This is a genomic window from Paracoccus solventivorans (assembly GCF_900142875.1).
GTDB lineage: Bacteria > Pseudomonadota > Alphaproteobacteria > Rhodobacterales > Rhodobacteraceae > Paracoccus > Paracoccus solventivorans.
Genome location: NZ_FRCK01000013.1, coordinates 39,493 through 58,063 on the forward strand (window position 1 = coordinate 39,493; position 18,571 = coordinate 58,063).

Annotated in this window: 21 protein-coding genes; 9 read left to right on the forward strand and 12 right to left on the reverse strand. The window is 70.1% G+C overall.

Features of this window, described 5'->3' with window-relative positions; all coding sequences use genetic code 11:
• Positions 1-107: 107 nt before the first annotated feature.
• Positions 108-842, forward strand: coding sequence for a M48 family metallopeptidase (locus BUB57_RS14995; RefSeq protein ID WP_073068482.1), 735 nt, complete (start codon positions 108-110; stop codon positions 840-842).
• 12 nt (positions 843-854) lie between these two features.
• Positions 855-1,565, forward strand: a complete 711-nt coding sequence (locus tag BUB57_RS15000) for a GntR family transcriptional regulator (protein WP_084732198.1) — start codon at positions 855-857, stop codon at positions 1,563-1,565.
• A gap of 35 nt (positions 1,566-1,600) precedes the next feature.
• On the opposite strand, the gene BUB57_RS15005 is transcribed toward BUB57_RS15000, so the two are convergent.
• The 4 genes from BUB57_RS15005 to scpA all read right to left on the reverse strand — a co-directional run bounded on the left by BUB57_RS15005 (position 1,601) and on the right by scpA (position 6,327).
• The gene (locus tag BUB57_RS15005; protein ID WP_073068484.1) at positions 1,601-2,926 is read right to left on the reverse strand and encodes a homoserine dehydrogenase; all 1,326 of its coding nucleotides are present in this window, start codon (positions 2,924-2,926) and stop codon (positions 1,601-1,603) included.
• 107 nt (positions 2,927-3,033) lie between these two features.
• Complete coding sequence (locus BUB57_RS15010; RefSeq protein WP_073068486.1) at positions 3,034-3,468, reverse strand: methyltransferase family protein; 435 nt, start codon at positions 3,466-3,468, stop codon at positions 3,034-3,036.
• Positions 3,469-3,491: 23 nt separating this feature from the next.
• Positions 3,492-4,004 (reverse strand): hypothetical protein, encoded by a 513-nt coding sequence (locus BUB57_RS15015; RefSeq protein WP_073068488.1) that lies wholly within the window; start codon positions 4,002-4,004, stop codon positions 3,492-3,494.
• Between the two features lie 181 nt (positions 4,005-4,185).
• Positions 4,186-6,327, reverse strand: coding sequence for a methylmalonyl-CoA mutase (scpA, locus tag BUB57_RS15020; protein ID WP_073068490.1), 2,142 nt, complete (start codon positions 6,325-6,327; stop codon positions 4,186-4,188).
• A gap of 93 nt (positions 6,328-6,420) precedes the next feature.
• Here scpA and BUB57_RS15025 point away from each other — a divergent pair, with 93 nt between their 5' ends.
• Together BUB57_RS15025 and BUB57_RS15030 are read left to right on the forward strand one after the other, a co-directional pair.
• Positions 6,421-6,933: a DUF4174 domain-containing protein gene (locus tag BUB57_RS15025; protein ID WP_234952106.1), complete on the forward strand. Its 513-nt coding sequence runs from the start codon at positions 6,421-6,423 to the stop codon at positions 6,931-6,933.
• An 81-nt stretch (positions 6,934-7,014) separates the two neighbouring features.
• Complete coding sequence (locus BUB57_RS15030) at positions 7,015-7,215, forward strand: hypothetical protein (protein WP_143159750.1); 201 nt, start codon at positions 7,015-7,017, stop codon at positions 7,213-7,215.
• Here the strand turns inward: BUB57_RS15030 and BUB57_RS15035 are convergent.
• From BUB57_RS15035 to BUB57_RS15065, 8 genes are all read right to left on the reverse strand, one after another.
• On the reverse strand, positions 7,181-7,849 hold the full coding sequence (locus BUB57_RS15035; RefSeq protein ID WP_073068496.1) for a hypothetical protein: 669 nt from the start codon (positions 7,847-7,849) through the stop codon (positions 7,181-7,183). The genes BUB57_RS15030 and BUB57_RS15035 overlap by 35 nt on opposite strands.
• Positions 7,850-7,851: 2 nt before the next feature.
• Positions 7,852-9,912 (reverse strand): acetyl-CoA carboxylase biotin carboxylase subunit, encoded by a 2,061-nt coding sequence (locus BUB57_RS15040; protein WP_073068498.1) that lies wholly within the window; start codon positions 9,910-9,912, stop codon positions 7,852-7,854.
• Between the two features lie 105 nt (positions 9,913-10,017).
• Positions 10,018-10,236: a hypothetical protein gene (locus BUB57_RS15045; RefSeq protein WP_073068500.1), complete on the reverse strand. Its 219-nt coding sequence runs from the start codon at positions 10,234-10,236 to the stop codon at positions 10,018-10,020.
• 129 nt (positions 10,237-10,365) lie between these two features.
• Complete coding sequence (locus BUB57_RS15050) at positions 10,366-10,599, reverse strand: hypothetical protein (protein WP_200796465.1); 234 nt, start codon at positions 10,597-10,599, stop codon at positions 10,366-10,368.
• Positions 10,600-10,729: 130 nt separating this feature from the next.
• Positions 10,730-11,158 carry a hypothetical protein gene (locus tag BUB57_RS15055; protein ID WP_073068502.1) on the reverse strand — a complete coding sequence of 143 codons (429 nt, stop codon included), beginning with the start codon at positions 11,156-11,158 and terminating at the stop codon, positions 10,730-10,732.
• A gap of 126 nt (positions 11,159-11,284) precedes the next feature.
• Positions 11,285-11,422 (reverse strand): hypothetical protein, encoded by a 138-nt coding sequence (locus BUB57_RS16945; RefSeq protein WP_200796466.1) that lies wholly within the window; start codon positions 11,420-11,422, stop codon positions 11,285-11,287.
• 202 nt (positions 11,423-11,624) lie between these two features.
• Positions 11,625-12,344, reverse strand: a complete 720-nt coding sequence (locus tag BUB57_RS15060) for a DUF6497 family protein (RefSeq protein ID WP_073068505.1) — start codon at positions 12,342-12,344, stop codon at positions 11,625-11,627.
• A gap of 29 nt (positions 12,345-12,373) precedes the next feature.
• Positions 12,374-13,906: an acyl-CoA carboxylase subunit beta gene (locus BUB57_RS15065; RefSeq protein WP_073068507.1), complete on the reverse strand. Its 1,533-nt coding sequence runs from the start codon at positions 13,904-13,906 to the stop codon at positions 12,374-12,376.
• A 180-nt stretch (positions 13,907-14,086) separates the two neighbouring features.
• On the opposite strand from BUB57_RS15065, the gene alr reads away from it, so the two are divergent.
• From alr to ybeY, 5 genes are all read left to right on the forward strand, one after another.
• Positions 14,087-15,127, forward strand: coding sequence for an alanine racemase (gene alr / locus BUB57_RS15070; protein WP_073068509.1), 1,041 nt, complete (start codon positions 14,087-14,089; stop codon positions 15,125-15,127).
• 119 nt (positions 15,128-15,246) lie between these two features.
• The gene (locus tag BUB57_RS15075) at positions 15,247-16,038 is read left to right on the forward strand and encodes an MlaE family ABC transporter permease (protein ID WP_073068511.1); all 792 of its coding nucleotides are present in this window, start codon (positions 15,247-15,249) and stop codon (positions 16,036-16,038) included.
• A gap of 53 nt (positions 16,039-16,091) precedes the next feature.
• A complete protein-coding gene (locus BUB57_RS15080) occupies positions 16,092-16,832 on the forward strand; it encodes an ABC transporter ATP-binding protein (protein ID WP_073068551.1) in 741 nt (246 codons plus the stop codon).
• A 118-nt stretch (positions 16,833-16,950) separates the two neighbouring features.
• Positions 16,951-18,045 (forward strand): PhoH family protein, encoded by a 1,095-nt coding sequence (locus BUB57_RS15085; protein WP_073068514.1) that lies wholly within the window; start codon positions 16,951-16,953, stop codon positions 18,043-18,045.
• Positions 18,038-18,571, forward strand: a complete 534-nt coding sequence (ybeY, locus tag BUB57_RS15090) for an rRNA maturation RNase YbeY (RefSeq protein ID WP_073068516.1) — start codon at positions 18,038-18,040, stop codon at positions 18,569-18,571. The genes BUB57_RS15085 and ybeY overlap by 8 nt, the downstream gene beginning before the upstream one ends.

Sequence of the window (18,571 nt, forward strand, 5' to 3'; positions counted from 1 at the left end):
AGGTCAGGTAAATCCGGCCTCCCCTGCCACAGGGTTCCGGGGGTGTCAAAGGCTTTCGCCCCACCGGCGGCGGGGCGGGCAAGGGGACAGGGATTTTGGGCGGCAGGATGATCCTTGAGAACGGGACCGAGGTGACGCTGCGCCGCCATGCGGGGGCGCGGCGGATGACGCTGCGGGTGTCGCGGCGCGACGGCTCGGTGACGCTGACCCTGCCGCGGCGGATGCCGGAATCGCGGGCGCTGGCCTTTCTGCGCGCGCAGGGAGACTGGCTGTCCCGCGCCCTGGCGGCGCTGCCGCCGGCGCGGGTGGTGGCCTTCGGCGCGCTGCTGCCGGTCGAAGGGCGGGCGCTGCTGCTGACCCCGGCCGATGTCCGCGCCCCGCAGGTCCAGGGCGAGGCGCTGATCCTGCCGGGGCTGCGGCCGCCGGGCCTGACCGCGGCGGCCTTTCTGCGCGGGCTGGCGCAGGCGCGGCTGGCGGCGGCCAGCGACCGCCACGCCGCGGCGCTGGGGCGGCGCTTCACCGCCATCGCGCTGCGCGACACACGGTCGCGCTGGGGCAGCTGCACCGATCGCGGGCGGCTGATGTATTCCTGGCGGCTGGCGATGGCCCCGCCCGAGGTGCTGGATTACGTCGCGGCGCACGAGGTCGCGCATCTGGCGCATATGGATCATTCGCCGGATTTCTGGGCGGCGGTGGCGCGGCTGTGTCCCGATTACGCGGCGCGGCGGGCCTGGCTGCGCGCCCATGGCGGCACGCTGCACGCCTGGCAGTTCCGCGGCGCCGCGGCCGAGGAGGATAACGCGGAGGAGGGGCGTGAAATTGACAGCGTGTCGGAAACGTGATCACAAATCGGCATGATCAGCCCCAGAAGCGCCCCGTCCCCGACCTCATCCGCCCCGGCCAGCGCCCCGGCTGCCGCGCCGCCGCAGCCCTCGGCGCATGAGCGGCTGTATCGCAGCCTGCGCGGCCGGATCATGCTGGGCGAGCTGCCGCCGGGCAAGGCGCTGACCCTACGCGGCATCGCGGCCGAGGCGCGGGTCAGCATGACCCCCGCGCGCGAGGCGGTGCGGCGGCTGGTGGCCGAGGGGGCGCTGACGCTGTCGGCCTCGGGGCGGGTGGCGACACCGGCGCTGTCGGTCGAGCGGCTGGAAGAGCTTGCCGCCCTGCGCGCGCTGATCGAGCCCGAGCTGGCCTCCCGCGCGCTGCCCCGCGCGCATCTGGCGCTGATCGACCGGCTGGCGGCGATCAATGCCGCGATCGGGGATGCGGCGCAGAACCACGATGCGGTCGGCTATATCCGCAGCAATCTCGAGTTCCACCGCACGCTCTACCTGCGCGCGCAGGCCCCAGCAATGCTGGCGATGCTGGAAACCATCTGGCTGCAGTTGGGACCGACCATGCGCGCGGTCTACCAGAAGATGCGCCGCAACGAGGCCCCGCGCCATCACCGCATGATCCTGGCGGCGCTGCGCGCAGGGGACGAACCGGCGCTGCGGCTGGCGATCCGCACCGACGTGACGCAGGGGCTGCGCCATCTGCTGCCGGTGCCGGGCGAGGGGCGCTGAGCCCCGCGGCGACCTGCCGCAGGGCTGCCCGGGCCTCAGACTTCCTCGATACGCAGCTCGACCGGCTCGCCCTCGACCACGCCGGTGCGGGGCAGTTGTTCCATCGCGTGCTGGATCGCCTCGGGGGTGGTCTTGTGGGTGACGATCAGCACCGGGGCGCTGCCGCCGACGGTGTGGCCGTATTGGCGCATCCGGTCGATGGAGATCCCGGCGTCGCCCAGCACCGTCGCCACCTTGGCCAGCGCGCCCGGCTTGTCGGCCAGCGTCAGCCGCAGGTAATAGGCGGCGGGCACCGCGGTGCGGGCGGGCTGGGGCACTGCCAGCCGCTCGGCGGGCTGGCCGAACACCGGCATCCGCACGCCGCGGGCCAGTTCCACCAGGTCGGACATCACCGCGCTGGCGGTCGGGCCCTCACCGGCGCCGGCGCCGCGCAGCACGATCTGGCCGACCGAATCGCCCTCGACCACCACCATGTTGGTGCCGCCTTCCAGCTGGCCCAGCGGGCTGTCGGCGGGCACCAGGCAGGGCGACATCCGCTGTTCCAGCCCGCGGCCGGTCATCTGCGCCACCCCCAGCAGCTTGATGCGATAGCCCATGTCGGCGGCGCGGTTGATGTCGTCGATCGAGATCCGTTCGATCCCCTCGATCTCCACCGAATCGAAGGCGACGCGGGTGCCGAAGGCCAGCGCGGCCAGGATCGCCAGCTTGTGGCTGGCGTCGATGCCGCCCACGTCCAGCGTCGGGTCGGCCTCGAGGTATCCCAGCTGGCGGGCTTCCTCGAACACGGCCTCGTAGGGCAGACCGGCCGACTGCATCCGGGTCAGGATATAGTTGCAGGTGCCGTTCATCACCCCCATCACGCGCGAGATGCGGTTGCCGGCCAGGCTTTCGGTGATCGCCTTGATGACCGGGATGCCGCCGGCCACCGCGGCCTCAAAGCGGATGGTGCGGCCCTGACGCTCGGCCCGCTCGGCCAGCGCCTGGCCGTGGACGGCCAGCAGCGCCTTGTTCGCGGTCACCACGTCCTTGCCGTGGTCCAGCGCCAGCTCGATCGCCTCGCGCGCGGCGCCCTCGGTGCCGCCGACCAGCTCGACCAGCACGTCGACGTCGTCGCGCAGGGCAAGCTCGGCCGGGCTGTCCACCCAGGCGTATTCTGAGATGTCGGCGTCGCGGTTGCGGGTGCGGTCGCGGGCGCAGACGGCGGTGATCTGCAGCGGCCGCCCCGCGCGCGCCGCCAGCAGGCCGGCGTGGTTCTGGACGATCTTCACCACCCCGATGCCCACGGTGCCCAGTCCGACGATGCCAAGGCGCAGCGGCGCGGGGCCAGGCACTGGCGACGCGGGCGAAGGGGTGGCGGACATGGGGGCCTCGTATGCGATGGGGTGCGAGGCAGGCAGAACCCGCGCCGCGGTCGCCGCGTGTTATCCCGCGGGCCGCGGCTTGGCAACGCGGGCAAACGGGCAGGGGACTACAGCCAGCGCCGGGTGCGCGCCGCCCAGGCGTCGAAGCCGCGCGCGTCGCGGGCGCGCAGCCAGGCTTCCTCGCGCCGGATGAAGCGGTGCTGGATCACTGCCATGAACCCCGGCACCAGCAGCAGCGCGGCCAAGGGCTGCCACAGCAGGCACAGCCCGGCCAGGATCAGCGCATCCGCCAGATAGATCGGGTTGCGCGACAGGCGATAGGGGCCGCGGGTGACCAGCGCGGTCGGCGGCCGGGTCGGGTCCACGGTGGCGCCGCCGCGCAGCATCACCCAGGCCGCCGCCGCCATCAGCGCCAGCCCCGACAGCACCAGCGCCCAGCCCGCGCCCGGCGCCACCGGCATCGGCCACAGCCGCCCCGCCAGCCACGCCGCCGCCGCAAACATCGCCAGCCATGCCGGCGGATAATCCAGAACCCTGCCCATCGCGCCCAAGCTCCTCTCCAGGGTCACTCCATCCAGCCGTTGCCGCCGTCGTCCAGCGCCTCGATGATCCGCGCCACTCGCCGGGCGCTGTCCAGCGACATGTCGCGGATGGCGCGGATGTCCGGCGGATCCAGCGTGCCGTCGAAGATCTCGCCCCTGGTGTTGGCGAAAATCGGCTGCCAGGCGCCGCCGCGCGGCTGCCAGTTGGCGTGGCACAGCAGGTTGCGCCAGGATTTCACCTCGTCCAGCTGCGCGATCAGCTCGGGGTCGGCGCGCCCCTCGCGCGCCAGCGTGCGTTCAAGCCGCTCGATCAGCGTGCCCAGCGAATCGGCGGCGACGTGATCCATGCGGCGCAGCCAGCTGCGAAAATCCCGGTCGTGGATCGAGGCCGGCAGGCGGCGCTGGTCCAGTGCGAAGATCGCGCGCTTCAGCATGTCCTCGAGATGGCCGAAACTGGCGACCGCCCGCCCGATCTCGAGCGCGAGCGGCTCTGGCAGCTCGTGCCAGACCGAGGGGGCGCCATCTATCCGCACCATGCCATCAGCCCCCTGCGCGCCGCGGCCCGCCGAAACCCGCCGGGACGCCTGATCCGATCCATGTGCCGACTGGTGGCACGTCCCCCGGCCTCGGGCAAGAGCGCCAGTCCGGGGCTTCTTTCTGGCCCAAATACCCCCGGGGGGTGCGGGGGGCGGCAAGCCCCCCGCTGCAGCGGCGACGTCACGCAGCGGCGCGTTTCGCCTTGACGATATCCAGGATCTCGCGGGCGGCGGCCGGGATGTTGGTGCCGGGACCGAAGATCGCGGCGACGCCGGCGTTGCGCAGGAACTCGTAATCCTGCTGCGGGATCACGCCGCCGCAGATCACGATGATGTCGCCTGCGCCCTGCGCGCGCAGCGCCTCGATCAGCTTGGGCGCCAGCGTCTTGTGGCCGGCGGCCTGCGACGAGATCCCGACGATATGCACGTCGTTGTCGACGGCGTCCTGCGCGGCTTCCTCGGGGGTCTGGAACAGCGGCCCCACGTCGACGTCGAAACCGATGTCGGCGAAGGCGGTGGCGATCACCTTGGCGCCGCGGTCGTGGCCGTCCTGGCCCATCTTGACCACCAGCATCCGCGGGCGCCGGCCCTCGGTTTCGGCGAACGCCTCGACGTCCTTCTGGATGCGGGCAAAGCCCTCGTCGCCCTCATAGGCGGCGCCATAGACCCCGGCGAGCGTGCGCACCTCGGCCCGGTGGCGGCCGAACTCCTTTTCCATCGCCATGCTGATTTCCCCAACGGTTGCACGCGCCCTTGCCGCCTCGACCGCGGCTTCCAGCAGGTTGCCGCCCTCGGCGGCGCGGCGGGTCACCTCGGCCAGCGCCGCGTCGCAGGCGGCCTGGTCGCGGGTGGCGCGGATCCGTTCCAGCCGCGCGATCTGCGCGGCACGTACCGCCATGTTGTCGATGTCGAGGATGTCGATCGGGTCTTCCTTGTCCTTGCGGTACTTGTTGACCCCGACAATCACCTCTTCGCCGCGGTCGATCATCGCCTGCCGGCGCGCCGCGGTTTCCTCGATGCGCAGCTTGGGCTGGCCGGTGGCGACGGCCTTGGTCATGCCGCCCATCGCCTCGACCTCCTCGATGATCGCCCAGGCCTTGTCGGCCAGCTCGGCGGTCAGCGATTCGACGTAATAGGACCCGGCCAGCGGGTCGACGACATGGGTGATGCCGGTTTCTTCCTGCAGGATCAGCTGGGTGTTGCGGGCGATGCGGGCGCTGAAATCGGTGGGCAGGGCGATCGCCTCGTCCAGCGCGTTGGTGTGCAGCGACTGGGTGCCGCCAAGCGCCGCGCTCATCGCCTCGTACGCGGTGCGGATGACGTTGTTGTAGGGGTCGAGCTCGGTCAGGCTGACGCCCGAGGTCTGGCAGTGGGTGCGCAGCATCAGGCTCGACTGCTTCTTCGCGCCGAAATCGGTCATGATCCGGTGCCACAGCAGCCGCGCGGCCCGCAGCTTGGCGATCTCCATGAAGAAGTTCATGCCGATGGCGAAGAAGAACGACAGCCGCCCGGCGAATTCGTCCACGTCCATCCCTGCGGCCATGGCGGCGCGCACGTATTCGCGGCCGTCGGCCAGGGTATAGGCCAGCTCCTGCACCAGATTCGCCCCGGCTTCCTGCATGTGATAGCCGGAAATCGAGATCGAGTTGAACCGCGGCATCTCGGCCGAGGTATAGCCGATGATGTCGGCGATGATCCGCATCGAGGGCTCGGGCGGATAGATATAGGTGTTGCGGACCATGAACTCTTTCAGGATGTCGTTCTGGATGGTCCCCGACAGCGCCGCGCGCGGGTGGCCCTGTTCCTCGCCCGCGACGATGAAATTGGCCAGGATCGGGATCACCGCCCCGTTCATGGTCATCGACACCGACACCTTGTCCAGCGGGATGCCGTCGAACAGGATCTTCATGTCCTCGACCGAATCGATGGCGACGCCGGCCTTGCCCACGTCGCCCTCGACCCGCGGGTGGTCGCTGTCATAGCCGCGGTGGGTGGCCAGGTCGAAGGCGACCGAGACGCCCTGCTGCCCGGCGGCGAGGTTGCGGCGGTAGAAGGCGTTCGATTCCTCGGCGGTCGAGAACCCCGCATATTGCCGGATCGTCCACGGGCGGCCGGCATACATCGTGGCGCGCGGCCCGCGGGTGAACGGCGCCAGCCCCGGCAGGCTGCCCATATGCTCCAGCCCGGCGGTGTCGGCCTCGGTATACAGCGGCTTGACGGTAATCCCTTCCAGCGTGTCCCAGTTCAGGCTATCGGGGTCGGCGCCCTTCAGCTCTTTCGAGGCCAAGGCGCGCCACTGGTCAAGTTCAGGGGTGCTGGTCATTTCATGGTCCTTTCCGATGCGACCGCAGTCGCTATATTCCCAAACATGATACGTTTTCTGCTTGGCAAGCTCACGGGTCTTGCGTTGGTCCTGATGTCCTGCGGCCCGGTGCTGGCCATGGGCGGCTCGACGCCGCCGCCCGACAGCATCGCGGTCGAACGCGCCGCCCCCGCCCGCCCCGGCGCCACGCCGCGCGACGACGGCGCCGCGGCCCCGGCCGCGCCCCAGCCGCCCGCCGCGGAACAGCTGGACATCCGCGCCGCCACCGACATCACCCCCGAGGCGCTGCTGTTCGAGCGCCGGCCGGTGGTGGTGTTTGCCGACACCCCCGCCGACGCCGCATTCGCCACGCAGATGGAGCTGCTGCAGCGCGACCCCGCGGCGCTGGCGCGGCGCGGCGTGACCGTCATCACCGACACCGACCCGGCCGCGCAGTCGCCCTGGCGGCAGAAGCTGCGGCCGCGGGGGTTTTCGCTGATGGTGCTGGACCTCGACGGGACGGTGATCGACCGCAAGCCCTCGCCCTGGGACAGCCGCGAGATCGGCCGCGCCATCGACAAGACCCCGGTGCGGCGTAGCGAGAGCCGCGCGCATGGGGGCAGGTAAGGGCTGTTGTCTGCACGGGGGCGGCGCCCTATATTCTGCGGTAAGGCCGCATGTCGCGCGCCGCTGATGCAGGGGGTCGCCATGGCTCGAAAGTCGATATTGCGCCGTCTGGTCGCCAAGGCGTCCGCGCCGGTCCGGCCGGCCAAGGCCGCGCCCCGCCGGGTCGCCTCGACCGAGGATCTGGTCGAGCGGCTGCTGAACGCGAAAAGCTCGAACGAGATCGCGGCGATTGCCGGCCTGTCCCCCATCACCGGCCCCTCGGATTCGAAGATCGTTTACTGAGCCCCGCGCGCAGCTGGTCCAGCTCGCCCGGCAGGGTGCCCAGGATGCGCGCGTTCTCTTGCTTCTCCAGCGCGGCCTTCAGCGCCGCGACGGCGTCCATCCCGCCTTCGAGGCTGGCGGTCAGGATCAGCATCGCCTCGCGGCCGGTCCTTAGAATCTCGTCATTCCGCGTCAGGTAATGCTGGAACATGCTGATGGCGCTGTCCGGCCGGTCCGCAAGATGGGCGCGGATGTCCTGTGCCAAGGCGCGCTGCGCCGCCAGCAGCCCGTAATAGCGCACCACCGGGTCGATGGCCCATCCCGGCAGGATATGGACCTCGGCCATGATGGCGCAAAAGATGCGTTCATTGGCGTCATGGGGCGGGGTCAGCGTGTGGTCGCCCATGGTCAGCTTGGTCGCCGCCGCCTCGCGCGCGGCCTCGTCGCGCGGCCGCTGCTTTTCCAGCGTCGCCACATGGGCGCGGATTTCGGCCAGCAGCGCGCGCTGCACGTCGGCCACCCGCTCGGCGCGCAGCGCGCGCGCGCGCCGGCGGTTCAGCCAGTCGTTCACCGGCCAGGCCAGCACCGCCACCGCGGCCGCGACCAGCGCGGCCACGACCGGGGGGCTGAAGCTGCTGGCCGCCGGGTCTGACAAGGTTACTCGAACTCCATGATGACTTCGTCGACCTGCAGGCTCTGCCCGGCCTCGGCGTTGATCGACTTGACCACGCCCTTGCGCTCGGCGCGCAGGATGTTCTCCATCTTCATCGCCTCGACCGTGGCCAGCGCCTGGCCCTCCTGCACCTCGTCGCCCTCGGCCACGCTGATGCGCACCACCAGCCCCGGCATCGGGCAGAGCAGGAAGCGCGAGGTGTCCGGCGGCAGCTTCTCGGGCATCAGCCGCGCCAGTTCCGCCGAACGCGGGCGGCGGACATGGGTGCGGATCTCGGCGCCGCGGGTGCGGATGCGCAGCCCGGCCGGGATCGCATCGACCTTGAGCGTCAGCGGCGCCCCGTCCACCACCAGCCGCGCCAGCGACATCCCCGGCTTCCAGTCCGATTCGACGCGCAGGCTGCGGCCGCCGTTCACCTCGACGGTCGAGCCCTGCTTGTCGGCGTTGATCCGCACCGGGAACTCGCGCTTGTCGAGGAACACCACCCAGTTCTGGCCCACGCGGCGTTCGTGGTTGTCCAGCCGGCCGCTGATCTGGGTGCGGCGGATTTCGGCGACGCGGTGCATGGCGGCGACCGCCGCGGCGATGCGTTCCAGCTCGGCGTCGGGCAGGGTCGCGCCCTGGAAGCCCTCGGGGTATTCCTCGGCGATGAAGGCGGTCGAGATGTCGCCCGAGACGAAGCGCGGGTGGTCCATCACCGCCGACAGGAACGGCAGGTTGTGGCCGATTCCCTCGACCTCGAACCCGTCCAGCGCGCCGCGCATCGCCTCGATCGCGGCGGCGCGGTCGGGCGCCCAGGTGCAGAGCTTGGCGATCATCGGGTCGTAGAACATGCTGATCTCGCCGCCCTCGTAGACGCCGGTATCGTTGCGCACCCCGGTCTGCGCCACCGCGGGCGCGTCGCCCGGATGCGCCGGCACCCATTTGCCCGCGTCCTGCAGCGGCCCGGCGGCGGTTTCCACCGGCGGGCGATAGCGGGTCAGCCGCCCGATCGAGGGCAGGAAGTTGCGATACGGGTCCTCGGCATACAGCCGGCTTTCGATGGCCCAGCCGTTGATCCGGAGGTCCTCCTGCGCGAAGGGCAGCTTTTCACCCGCGGCGACACGGATCATCTGCTCGACCAGATCGACGCCGGTAATCAGTTCGGTCACCGGGTGCTCGACCTGCAAACGCGTATTCATTTCAAGGAAGTAGAAGTTCTTGTTCGCGTCGACGATGAACTCGACCGTGCCCGCCGAAGTATAGCCCACCGCCTTGGCCAGGGCCACCGCCTGCTCACCCATTGCGCGGCGCGTGGCCTCATCGAGGAAGGGCGAGGGCGCTTCTTCGATCACCTTCTGGTTGCGGCGCTGGATCGAGCATTCGCGTTCGTGCAGATAGACGCAATTGCCGTGCTGGTCAGCCAGTACCTGGATCTCGATGTGGCGCGGCTGCGTCACGAATTTCTCGATGAAGATGCGGTCGTCGCCGAAGCTGTTGGCGGCCTCGTTCTTGGACGATTCGAAGCCCTCGCGCGCCTCCTGGTCGTTCCAGGCGATGCGCATCCCCTTGCCGCCGCCGCCGGCGCTGGCCTTGATCATCACCGGATAGCCGATCTCGGTCGAGATCTTCACCGCCTCGTCGGCGTCGGCGATCAGCCCCATGTAGCCGGGGACGGTGCTGACCCCTGCCTCCTGCGCCAATTTCTTCGAGGTGATCTTGTCGCCCATCGCCTCGATCGCGGGCGAGGGCGGGCCGATGAATGCTACGCCCTCTTTCTCAAGAGCGGCGGCGAAGTTCATGTTCTCGCTTAGGAAACCGTATCCCGGGTGCACCGCCTCGGCGCCGGTCTGGCGGATCGCCTCCATGATCTTGTCGATCACGATATAGGACTGGTTCGCGGGCGGCGGTCCGATATGGACGGCCTCGTCCGCCATGCGCACGTGCAGGGCGTTGCGGTCGGCGTCGGAATAGACGGCGACGGTGGCGATCCCCATCTTCTTCGCGGTCTTGATGACGCGGCAGGCGATTTCGCCGCGGTTGGCGATCAGGATCTTCTTGAACATGGCGGTCCCTGGATGGCGCTGGATGTGGAAAAGCCGCCCCGGTCAGCGAAACCGGGACGGCCTGGAGGAAGTGCAAGCCGCGCGACGGGCGCGGTCGCGGTCAGATTATTGGCAGAGGCCCACGTCGTCGCACAGCGCGCCGCCGACGGCGCCGACCGCGGCGCCCTTGAGCCGGTCGGAACCGCCCTTGCCGCGGACCTGCTGGACGACATAGCCGGTGCCGGCGCCGATGATGGCGCGGTCGGCATCGGTGGGCCGGATGTTCTGGGTGCAGCCGGCGACCAGCGCCGCGCCGATCCCCGCGAGGAGAAGGGGTTTGAACATGTCGAGTCTTTCCTGTCAGTGCCGGTCCCGAACGGAATCACCCCGCCGGCGGCCGACAGTTGGTTGAAACGGGTGCCGCCGCGTCCGCAGGGGACGCAGGCGGCGAATCCGCGACGGCGGCAGCCGCGATCAGGGGGCGCAGACGCCCACGTCGTCGCACAGCGCGCCCGCCGCGCCGCCGATGAGCGCGCCGGTTGCGGCGCGTTCGCCCACGGCCTTGGCGATGACGGCACCGGCGACGGCGCCACCGGCGGCACGCTGCGTGTCAGCCGACAGGCCGGTGTTGTAGCCCGGCGCGCAGGCCGAGAGGCCGGCGGCGATGAGAGCGACGCCGCAAACGCGAAGGACGAGCGATTTCTGCATGTTGTTCTGCCTGTATTCGAGGCCCGGTTCAGGGCAATTGATAGTGCGTGCGGGACGACTATCGCATGGCCGCCCCGCGGGTCAAACTGACAAGGCAGTGAAAACCATGCAATAGGCGTCAATATGCGCATCACCGGCGCTCCTCGCCGGAATCGTCGCCGAAGTCGTCGTCCTGCTCGTCGTCGTCCTGCTCCCAGCCGAAGTCGGGAGCGTCCTCGCCGGCGAAGATCTCGGGGAAGCTGGCGCGGGCGCGGGCCAGGTCGACGCGCAGCAGCTGGTCATAGCTGCGCGGGTCCAGCTTGCCGACGGCGACCACCTCGCGCCCCAGCAGCCAGGACAGCCGCCCGGCGTCGAGATTGCCGCGTTCGAAGGGCTCGTCGCCGAAATGCTCGATCAGCGCGGCCAGGAACCCCACGTCGGCGCGGCGGTCGCTGGGCGAACGGTCGCGGTAACGCTCTCGCGCCACCAGCGGCGTGGCGCCCTTGGCATTGGCGCGGCGGATGACGAATTGGTGGTCGGTCGACGGCAGCCGGCCGGGAAAACCGCGATGTTTCAGCATCCTGTCCCGCCTTTCCTGGAAAACGCATCAAGGGGCGCGGCGGGGAATGCGATGGGCTCTGCCGCGGGCGTGCCGCGGCGGCCGGCGGCTTGGGTGCGCGGACCCGAAAGCCCGCGCAGCCGGCGCTCAGTTGGCGCCGTATTTGCCCTGGAACACCGGCTCGGGCGCGACGACCATGGGCTCGGGCAGCGGCTGGGGCTGCGGCTGCTGGCAGGCGGCGACCAGGCCGACGAGACCCATGGCGAGGACGAGTTTCTTGGACATGACAGGCTCCTGTAAGGCGGGGTCTTGGGGCCCCGGCTGCTCGAAGATGCGGCCGCACCATGCTGCCGCAGCGCCATCCTACCTGCCCCGCCCGCACCGCGACAGCACGGGGGCAGCGCGTGAAGGGCCGGATGTGGCAGCTTTGCATCACGGCGGCGGGAATCTGCGCATGGCAGGGTCGGGAAGTCATAAGGAACGGGCATCACAGCGGCTCCCATACGCAATGGCTGCGGCTGGCGGGAATCGAGAATCCCTCGAAGATCTGCACGATGTCGGGGTCGAAGCTGCCGAACGGCCCGGGGGCCGAGGCCAGCGAGATCACCACCTGCGCGGGCAGCTGCTCGAGATGGGCGATGCGCGGCAGCACGAAGTTCTCGCACAGCCAGACGATGTCGCGGTGGATTGGGTCCTGCATCAGGATGTCGGGCGCGGCGGGCAGGGCGGATTCGTCCTCGATCCAGTCGGGCTCGGCGGCCATGTCCGCCCCCGCATCGCCGGGCGCCGGCTCGGGCCCCGGATCGGGGGGCGACAGCTCGGACGGCAGCGGCGCGGTCTCGGGCTCTGACAGCTGCGTCTCGCCCTCGTCCACCTCGGGCACCGCCTCGATCGAGAACCCGCCCAGCAGCTCGTCCAGCTCGGCCTGTTCTTCGGGGGTCAGCGGCGCTTCCAGATGTTCGTCCAGCATGTCGGGCGGGACGACGTCATCGAACGTGGTCTCGTCGACAGGGGGAACACGGGCGGCAAGCGAGGGCATGACGAAACGATAGCGCTGGACCAGACCCAGGCCGGGAATGCGGTCGGACCGTTCCTCCTGCAGCCAGACCTCGGCGCCCGAGGGCACCGGGATCAGCGGCTGGCCCGCCTCGGAGGCGAGTCCCGCCAGGGTCGAGGCGAACAGAAGGACAGCTGACAGCACGGACACGGCCGGGGTCCGGGGTTACATGGGCGGGCTCACAACGGGATGTTGTCGTGTTTCTTCCAGGGATTCGACAGCTGCTTGTTGCGCAGCGAGGCGAAGGCCCGCGCCACCCGCTTGCGGGTCGAACGCGGCTGGATCACCTCGTCGATGAAGCCCTTTTCGGCGGCGACGAAGGGGTTGGCGAAACGGTCCTCGTAGTCCCGGGTTCGCGCCGCGATCTTTTCGGCATCGCCCAGCTCGCTGCGATAGAGGATTTCGACCGCGCCCTTGGCGCCCATCACCGCGATTTCCGCCGTCGGCCAGGCATAGTTGAAATCGCCGCGCAGGTGTTTCGAGGCCATCACGTCATAGGCGCCGCCATAGGCCTTGCGGGTGATGACGGTGACCTTCGGCACCGTCGCCTCGCCATAGGCGAACAGCAGTTTCGCGCCATGCTTGATGACGCCGCCGTATTCCTGGCTGGTCCCGGGCAGGAAGCCGGGCACGTCGACCAGGGTCAGGATCGGGATGTTGAAGGCGTCGCAGAAGCGCACGAACCGCGCGGCCTTGCGGCTGGAATCGATGTCCAGCACGCCGGCCAGCACCATCGGCTGGTTGGCGACGACGCCGACGGTCTGCCCCTCGATGCGGATGAAGCCGGTGATGATGTTGCCGGCGAAATCGCGCTGGATCTCGTAGAAATCGCCCTCGTCGGCGATCTTCAGCACCAGCTCCTTCATGTCGTAGGGCTGGTTGGGGTTGTCGGGGATCAGCGTGTCGAGCGAATCCTCGATCCGCGCCGGGTCGTCGAAGAACGGGCGCGCCGGCGCCTTTTCCCGGTTCGACAGCGGCAGGAAGTCGAACAGTCGGCGGATTTCCGACAGCGTTTCCACGTCGTTTTCAAAGGCGCCGTCGGCGACCGAGGATTTCCTGGTATGGGTCGAGGCGCCGCCCAGCTGCTCCGCCGTCACCACCTCGTTGGTCACCGTCTTCACCACGTCGGGCCCGGTCACGAACATGTAGGAGCTGTCCTTCACCATGAAGATGAAGTCGGTCATCGCCGGCGAATAGACCGCGCCGCCCGCGCAGGGCCCCATGATGACGCTGATCTGCGGGATCACGCCGCTGGCCATAATGTTGCGCTGGAACACGTCGGCATAGCCGGCCAGCGAGGCCACGCCCTCTTGAATCCGCGCGCCGCCCGAATCGTTCAGCCCGATCACCGGCGCGCCGTTCTGCATCGCCATGTCCATGATCTTGCAGATCTTCTGCGCGTGGGTTTCCGACAGCGAGCCGCCGAACACGGTGAAGTCCTGGCTGAACACATAGACCATGCGGCCGTTGATCGTGCCCCAGCCGGTCACCACACCGTCGCCATAGGGGCGGTCGTCCTGCATCCCGAACTCGGTCGAGCGGTGGCGGACGAACATGTCGAATTCCTCGAACGAGCCCTCGTCCAGAAGGATGTCCAGCCGCTCGCGCGCGGTCAGCTTGCCGCGGGCGTGCTGGGCGTCGATGCGCTTTTGCCCGCCACCCATGCGCGCCTGTTGCCGCAGCTCATCGAGCTGTCCCGGAATATCCTTCATGCCGCCCTCCGTTCGTGACTGGCGGGGACAATAGGGCCAGCGGCGGGCCGAGCAAAGCGGAAAGGGGAAAGTTTGCAAAATACCGCGTTAGCAGCCGTGTGCAGTTGCGAAACTGCAAAGGATCGCGCTGCGGCGGCCTGGCCGCTTGACGGGGCGGCGCCCTGCCGCCATGCCTCCGACATGGGACTGACGATAGATCTGGCCGCGATCGCGGCGAACTGGACGGCGCTGGCGCGGCAGGCACCGGGCGCGCGCCCGGGGGCGGTGGTCAAGGCTGACGCCTATGGCCTGGGCGCGGCGCAGGTGGCGCCGGCGCTTTACGAGGCGGGCGCGCGGGATTTCTTCGTGGCGCTGGCCTCCGAGGGCCGGGCGCTGCGCCCGCATCTGGCGGCGGATGCCCGGATCTTCGTGCTGTCCGGCCATATGGAGGGGCAGGGGCTCGACGGGTTGATTCCCGTGCTGAACAGCCCCGAGCAGTTCTTCCGCGACCGCACCCTGCGCCCGCGCGGCGATTTCGCGATCCAGCTGGACAGCGGCATGAACCGGCTGGGCTTCGAGCCGGCCGAGTGGGCCGCGATCCGGTCCGAGGCGCTGTCGGTGCCCAGCCCGCAGGGCACCGGCCCGGCGCTGGTGATGTCGCATCTGATGTGCGCGGATGAGCCCGACCACCCGGCCAACCAGACGCAGCTGCGCGCGTTCCGGCAGATGACGGACGGGATCGCGGCGCCGCGTTCGCTGGCGGCGACCGGGGGGATCCTGCTGGGGCCCGAGTATCACTTCGGCCTGACCCGGCCGGGGATCGGGCTTTACGGCGGTGAGCCCTTTGCGGGGGCGCGGCCGGTGGTGACGCTGGCGCTCGAGGTGATCCAGACCCGCAGCGTGGCGGCGGGCGAGGCGGTGGGCTACGGCTGCACCTGGACCGCGCCGCGCCCCAGCCGCATCGCCACGGTAGCGGCCGGCTATGCCGACGGGCTGTTGCGGGCGCTGTCGGGCAAGGACGTGCCGCTGTGGGCGGGCGAGCGCTCGGTGCCGATGGTCGGGCGGGTGTCGATGGACCTGATCACCGTCGACGTGACCGACCTGCCCGAGCTGCCGCAGTCGCTGGAGATCCTGAACGCGCGGCAGGGCGTGGACGACCTGGCCGCGCTGGCCGGCACCATCGGGTACGAGATCCTGACCTCGCTGGGGCCGCGCTATCCGCGGCACTACCTTCGATCTTAACGGTTCGTCAGCATGTGCGTGCTAGCGTCGGGACGAATCGCAGCGGATCGGGGGCGTCTGGATGACTTGCGCGGTAATCCTCCACGGACAGGGCAGGGGCCGATGGGCCGGGCGGCGGCATGAGCACCCGCCGGATCATCCTGCGCCCCGCTGACGGGGTGCGCGCCGTCGGCCGCGCCACGCTGGCGACGATTCGGCTGGTCGGGGCGGTGGCGATCTTCGCCGCGCGGGCGGTAGTCGCGCCCGGCTATGCGCCGCGGCCGCTGCTCGAGCAGCTGCTGCGCATCGGCTGGCTGTCGCTGCCGGTGGTCGGGCTGACCGCACTGTTCACCGGCGCGGCGCTGGCCCTGCAGATCGACGCCGGCGGCCAGCGCTTCCAGGCCGAGGATGTGGTTCCCGCCATCGTCGCCATCGGGATGCTGCGCGAGCTGGGGCCGGTGCTGGGCGGGCTGATGGTGGCGGCGCGGGTGGCGTCCTCGATCGCGGCGGAGATCGGCTCGATGCGGGTCACCGAACAGATCGACGCGCTGGTCACGCTGTCCACCGACCCGGTAGGCTGGCTGGTGACGCCGCGGCTGTGGGCGGCGGTGCTGGCGCTGCCGCTGCTGGTCGGCGTCGGCGACGTGATCGGGATCATGGGCGGCTGGCTGGTCGGCACCACCACGCTGGGCTTCACCTCGCAGGCGTATCTGTCGAACTCCTGGTCCTATCTGGAAACCTGGGATGTGGTGTCGGGGCTGATCAAGGGCGCGGTGTTCGGCGCCATCATCGCGCTGGCGGGCTGCTGGTTCGGGATGCGCGCCAGCCGCGGCGCGGTGGGGGTCGGGCGAGCCACCACCAACTCCGTCGTCGCGGCCTCGGTCGGCATCCTCGCCTCGAACTTCATCCTGACGAGCCTGTTCTTCACATGAGCGCCGCGCCCCAGACCCGACACGCGCCCCGCCATGCGCCCGACACGCCGCCGGTGATCGAGATCCGCCGCCTCGCCAAGTCCTTCGGCGCCAACAAGGTGCTGGACGGGGTGGACCTGTCGCTGGCGCGCGGCGAAAGCCTGGTGGTGATCGGGGGCTCGGGTAGCGGAAAATCCGTGCTGCTGCGGCTGGTGCTGGGGCTCGAGGCCGCCGACCGGGGCGAGGTGCTGCTGCACGGCGCCCCTGCCGATGCGCGGCTGCGGGCGCGGTTCATGCAGGATTTCGGGATGCTGTTCCAAAGCGGGGCGCTGTTCGACAGCCTGCCGGTCTGGCGCAACGTCGGCTTTCGCCTGCTGCGCGAGATGCCGGCCGCAAAGGCCCGCGAACGCGCCATCGCCAGCCTGTCGCGCGTCGGCCTTGGTCCCGAGGTCGCCGACCGGATGCCCGCCGACCTGTCGGGGGGCATGCGCAAGCGCGTGGCGCTGGCCCGCGCCATCGCCACCGATCCGGCGGTGCTGTTCTTCGACGAACCCACCGCCGGGCTCGACCCCCAGCGCGCCACCGCGATCAGCGAGCTGATCCGCGGCATCGTCACCCAGACCGGCGCCACCGCCATCACCATCACCCACGACATGCGCAGCGTGCGCACCATCGCCGACCGGGTGGCGCTGCTGGACCGCGGCCGCATCCGCTGGCAGGGGCCGGTCACGGCGCCCGCGGGCGGGCTCGACAGCGACCCCGACCCGGTGCTGCGCGCCTTTGTCGAGGGCCGGCCGCTGGACCCGGGGGCGTGAGGCGCCCTCCGGCCCGGGCGGTCAAACTTTTCACCCGCCTGCGGCGTTCCCCTGGCATCAGGGTTGAAAACCCCGACATCGCCTGCAACATGACACCAGTACCAAGGATGAGGACGCAGTGGGTCTGACCCCGACGAACCCGACCGCCCAGACGGGCGAAACCCTGCTGGAGTTTCCCGACAACCGGTTGCTGATCGAGCTGTGCGGTCCGCATGACCGCCATATCGCGCGGCTGGAACAGGCGCTCGGCGTCCATATCCTGCACCGCGGCAACCAGCTGCAGGTCGCCGGCGCGGGCGACGCCCAGGACGACGCCGCCCGCATCCTGCGCGCGCTTTACGCCCGCCTGGAACAGGGGCGCGAGGTCGATCTGTCCGACGTCGATTCCGCCCTGCGCATGGGCGGCGACGACCGACCCGCCGCCACCCCGGCCGAGCAGCTGGAGATGTTCGGCCAGGGCCGCATCGAGCTGCGCACCCGGAAAAAGACCATCGAGCCGCGCACCGAGGCGCAAAAGGACTATGTCCGCAGCCTGCTGGCCAACGAGCTTGCCTTCGGCATCGGCCCGGCGGGGACGGGCAAGACCTATCTGGCCGTCGCGGTGGGCGTCACCATGCTGATCGGCGGCCATGTCGACCGCATCATCCTGTCGCGCCCCGCGGTCGAGGCGGGCGAGCGGCTGGGTTTCCTGCCCGGCGACGCCAAGGAAAAAGTCGATCCCTACATGCAGCCGCTGTATGACGCGCTGAACGATTTCCTGCCCGCCAAGCAGATGCAGAAGCTGATGGAGGAAAAGCGCATCGAGATCGCGCCGCTGGCCTTCATGCGCGGGCGCACGCTGGCCAATGCCTTTGTGGTGCTGGACGAGGCGCAGAACGCCACCACCATGCAGATGAAGATGTTCCTGACCCGGCTGGGCGAGGGCTCGCGCATGGTCATCACCGGCGACCGCACCCAGGTCGATCTGCCGCGCGGGATGCAGTCGGGGCTGCGCGACGCCGAACGCATCCTGGCCGGGGTGCCGGGGATCTCGTTCAACTATTTCACCGCCGCCGATGTGGTGCGCCACCCTCTGGTCGCCCGCATCATCCAGGCCTATGACACCGACGACGAGGCCGGCGGTGACCCGGAGCTGCCCCGCGCCGGCTACGGTGCCTATCCGCCCCGCCGCGACTGGCGGGCGGCGGCAGGGTCGGGGCCGCGCGATGAGTGACCGCGCACTCTCCGATACCGCCCCCGGCACCCCGGTCGACGTGGTGATCGAGGATGAGCGATGGCAGGCGGCCGGGCTCGAGGCGCTTGCCGCCCGCGCCGCCGCCGCCACGCTGCGGCATCTGGGCCTGCCACCCGTGGGCGAGGATGCGCCCGAGATCGTGGTGATGGGCTGCGACGACGACCGCATCGCCGCGCTGAACGCGGATTTCCGCGGCAAGCCCCAGCCCACCAACGTGCTCAGCTGGCCCGCGGCCGACCCGGCCCCTCGCGCGCCCGGGGCGATGCCCGCACTGCTTGACGCCGACGAGCTGGGCGACATCGCCATCAGCTACGACACCTGCGCGCGCGAGGCCGCGGCGCAGGGCAAGCCGCTGGCCGATCACGCCACCCATCTGCTGGTCCATGCCATCCTGCATCTGGCGGGCTATGATCACGAAGACGACGCCGACGCCGACACCATGGAGGATGCAGAGCGCGCGATCCTCGCGACGCTGGACATTCCCGACCCTTACCGAGAGCACTGA

Coding starts and splice junctions, on each gene's coding strand:
- BUB57_RS14995 (WP_073068482.1), top strand. CDS start 108: ATGATCCTTGAGAACGGGACCGAGGTGACGCTGCGCCGCCATGCGGGG.
- BUB57_RS15000 (WP_084732198.1), top strand. CDS start 855: ATGATCAGCCCCAGAAGCGCCCCGTCCCCGACCTCATCCGCCCCGGCC.
- BUB57_RS15005 (WP_073068484.1), bottom strand. CDS start 2,926: ATGTCCGCCACCCCTTCGCCCGCGTCGCCAGTGCCTGGCCCCGCGCCG.
- BUB57_RS15010 (WP_073068486.1), bottom strand. CDS start 3,468: ATGGGCAGGGTTCTGGATTATCCGCCGGCATGGCTGGCGATGTTTGCG.
- BUB57_RS15015 (WP_073068488.1), bottom strand. CDS start 4,004: ATGGTGCGGATAGATGGCGCCCCCTCGGTCTGGCACGAGCTGCCAGAG.
- scpA (WP_073068490.1), bottom strand. CDS start 6,327: ATGACCAGCACCCCTGAACTTGACCAGTGGCGCGCCTTGGCCTCGAAA.
- BUB57_RS15025 (WP_234952106.1), top strand. CDS start 6,421: ATGTCCTGCGGCCCGGTGCTGGCCATGGGCGGCTCGACGCCGCCGCCC.
- BUB57_RS15030 (WP_143159750.1), top strand. CDS start 7,015: ATGGCTCGAAAGTCGATATTGCGCCGTCTGGTCGCCAAGGCGTCCGCG.
- BUB57_RS15040 (WP_073068498.1), bottom strand. CDS start 9,912: ATGTTCAAGAAGATCCTGATCGCCAACCGCGGCGAAATCGCCTGCCGC.
- BUB57_RS15045 (WP_073068500.1), bottom strand. CDS start 10,236: ATGTTCAAACCCCTTCTCCTCGCGGGGATCGGCGCGGCGCTGGTCGCC.
- BUB57_RS15050 (WP_200796465.1), bottom strand. CDS start 10,599: ATGCAGAAATCGCTCGTCCTTCGCGTTTGCGGCGTCGCTCTCATCGCC.
- BUB57_RS15055 (WP_073068502.1), bottom strand. CDS start 11,158: ATGCTGAAACATCGCGGTTTTCCCGGCCGGCTGCCGTCGACCGACCAC.
- BUB57_RS16945 (WP_200796466.1), bottom strand. CDS start 11,422: ATGTCCAAGAAACTCGTCCTCGCCATGGGTCTCGTCGGCCTGGTCGCC.
- BUB57_RS15065 (WP_073068507.1), bottom strand. CDS start 13,906: ATGAAGGATATTCCGGGACAGCTCGATGAGCTGCGGCAACAGGCGCGC.
- alr (WP_073068509.1), top strand. CDS start 14,087: ATGGGACTGACGATAGATCTGGCCGCGATCGCGGCGAACTGGACGGCG.
- BUB57_RS15075 (WP_073068511.1), top strand. CDS start 15,247: ATGAGCACCCGCCGGATCATCCTGCGCCCCGCTGACGGGGTGCGCGCC.
- ybeY (WP_073068516.1), top strand. CDS start 18,038: ATGAGTGACCGCGCACTCTCCGATACCGCCCCCGGCACCCCGGTCGAC.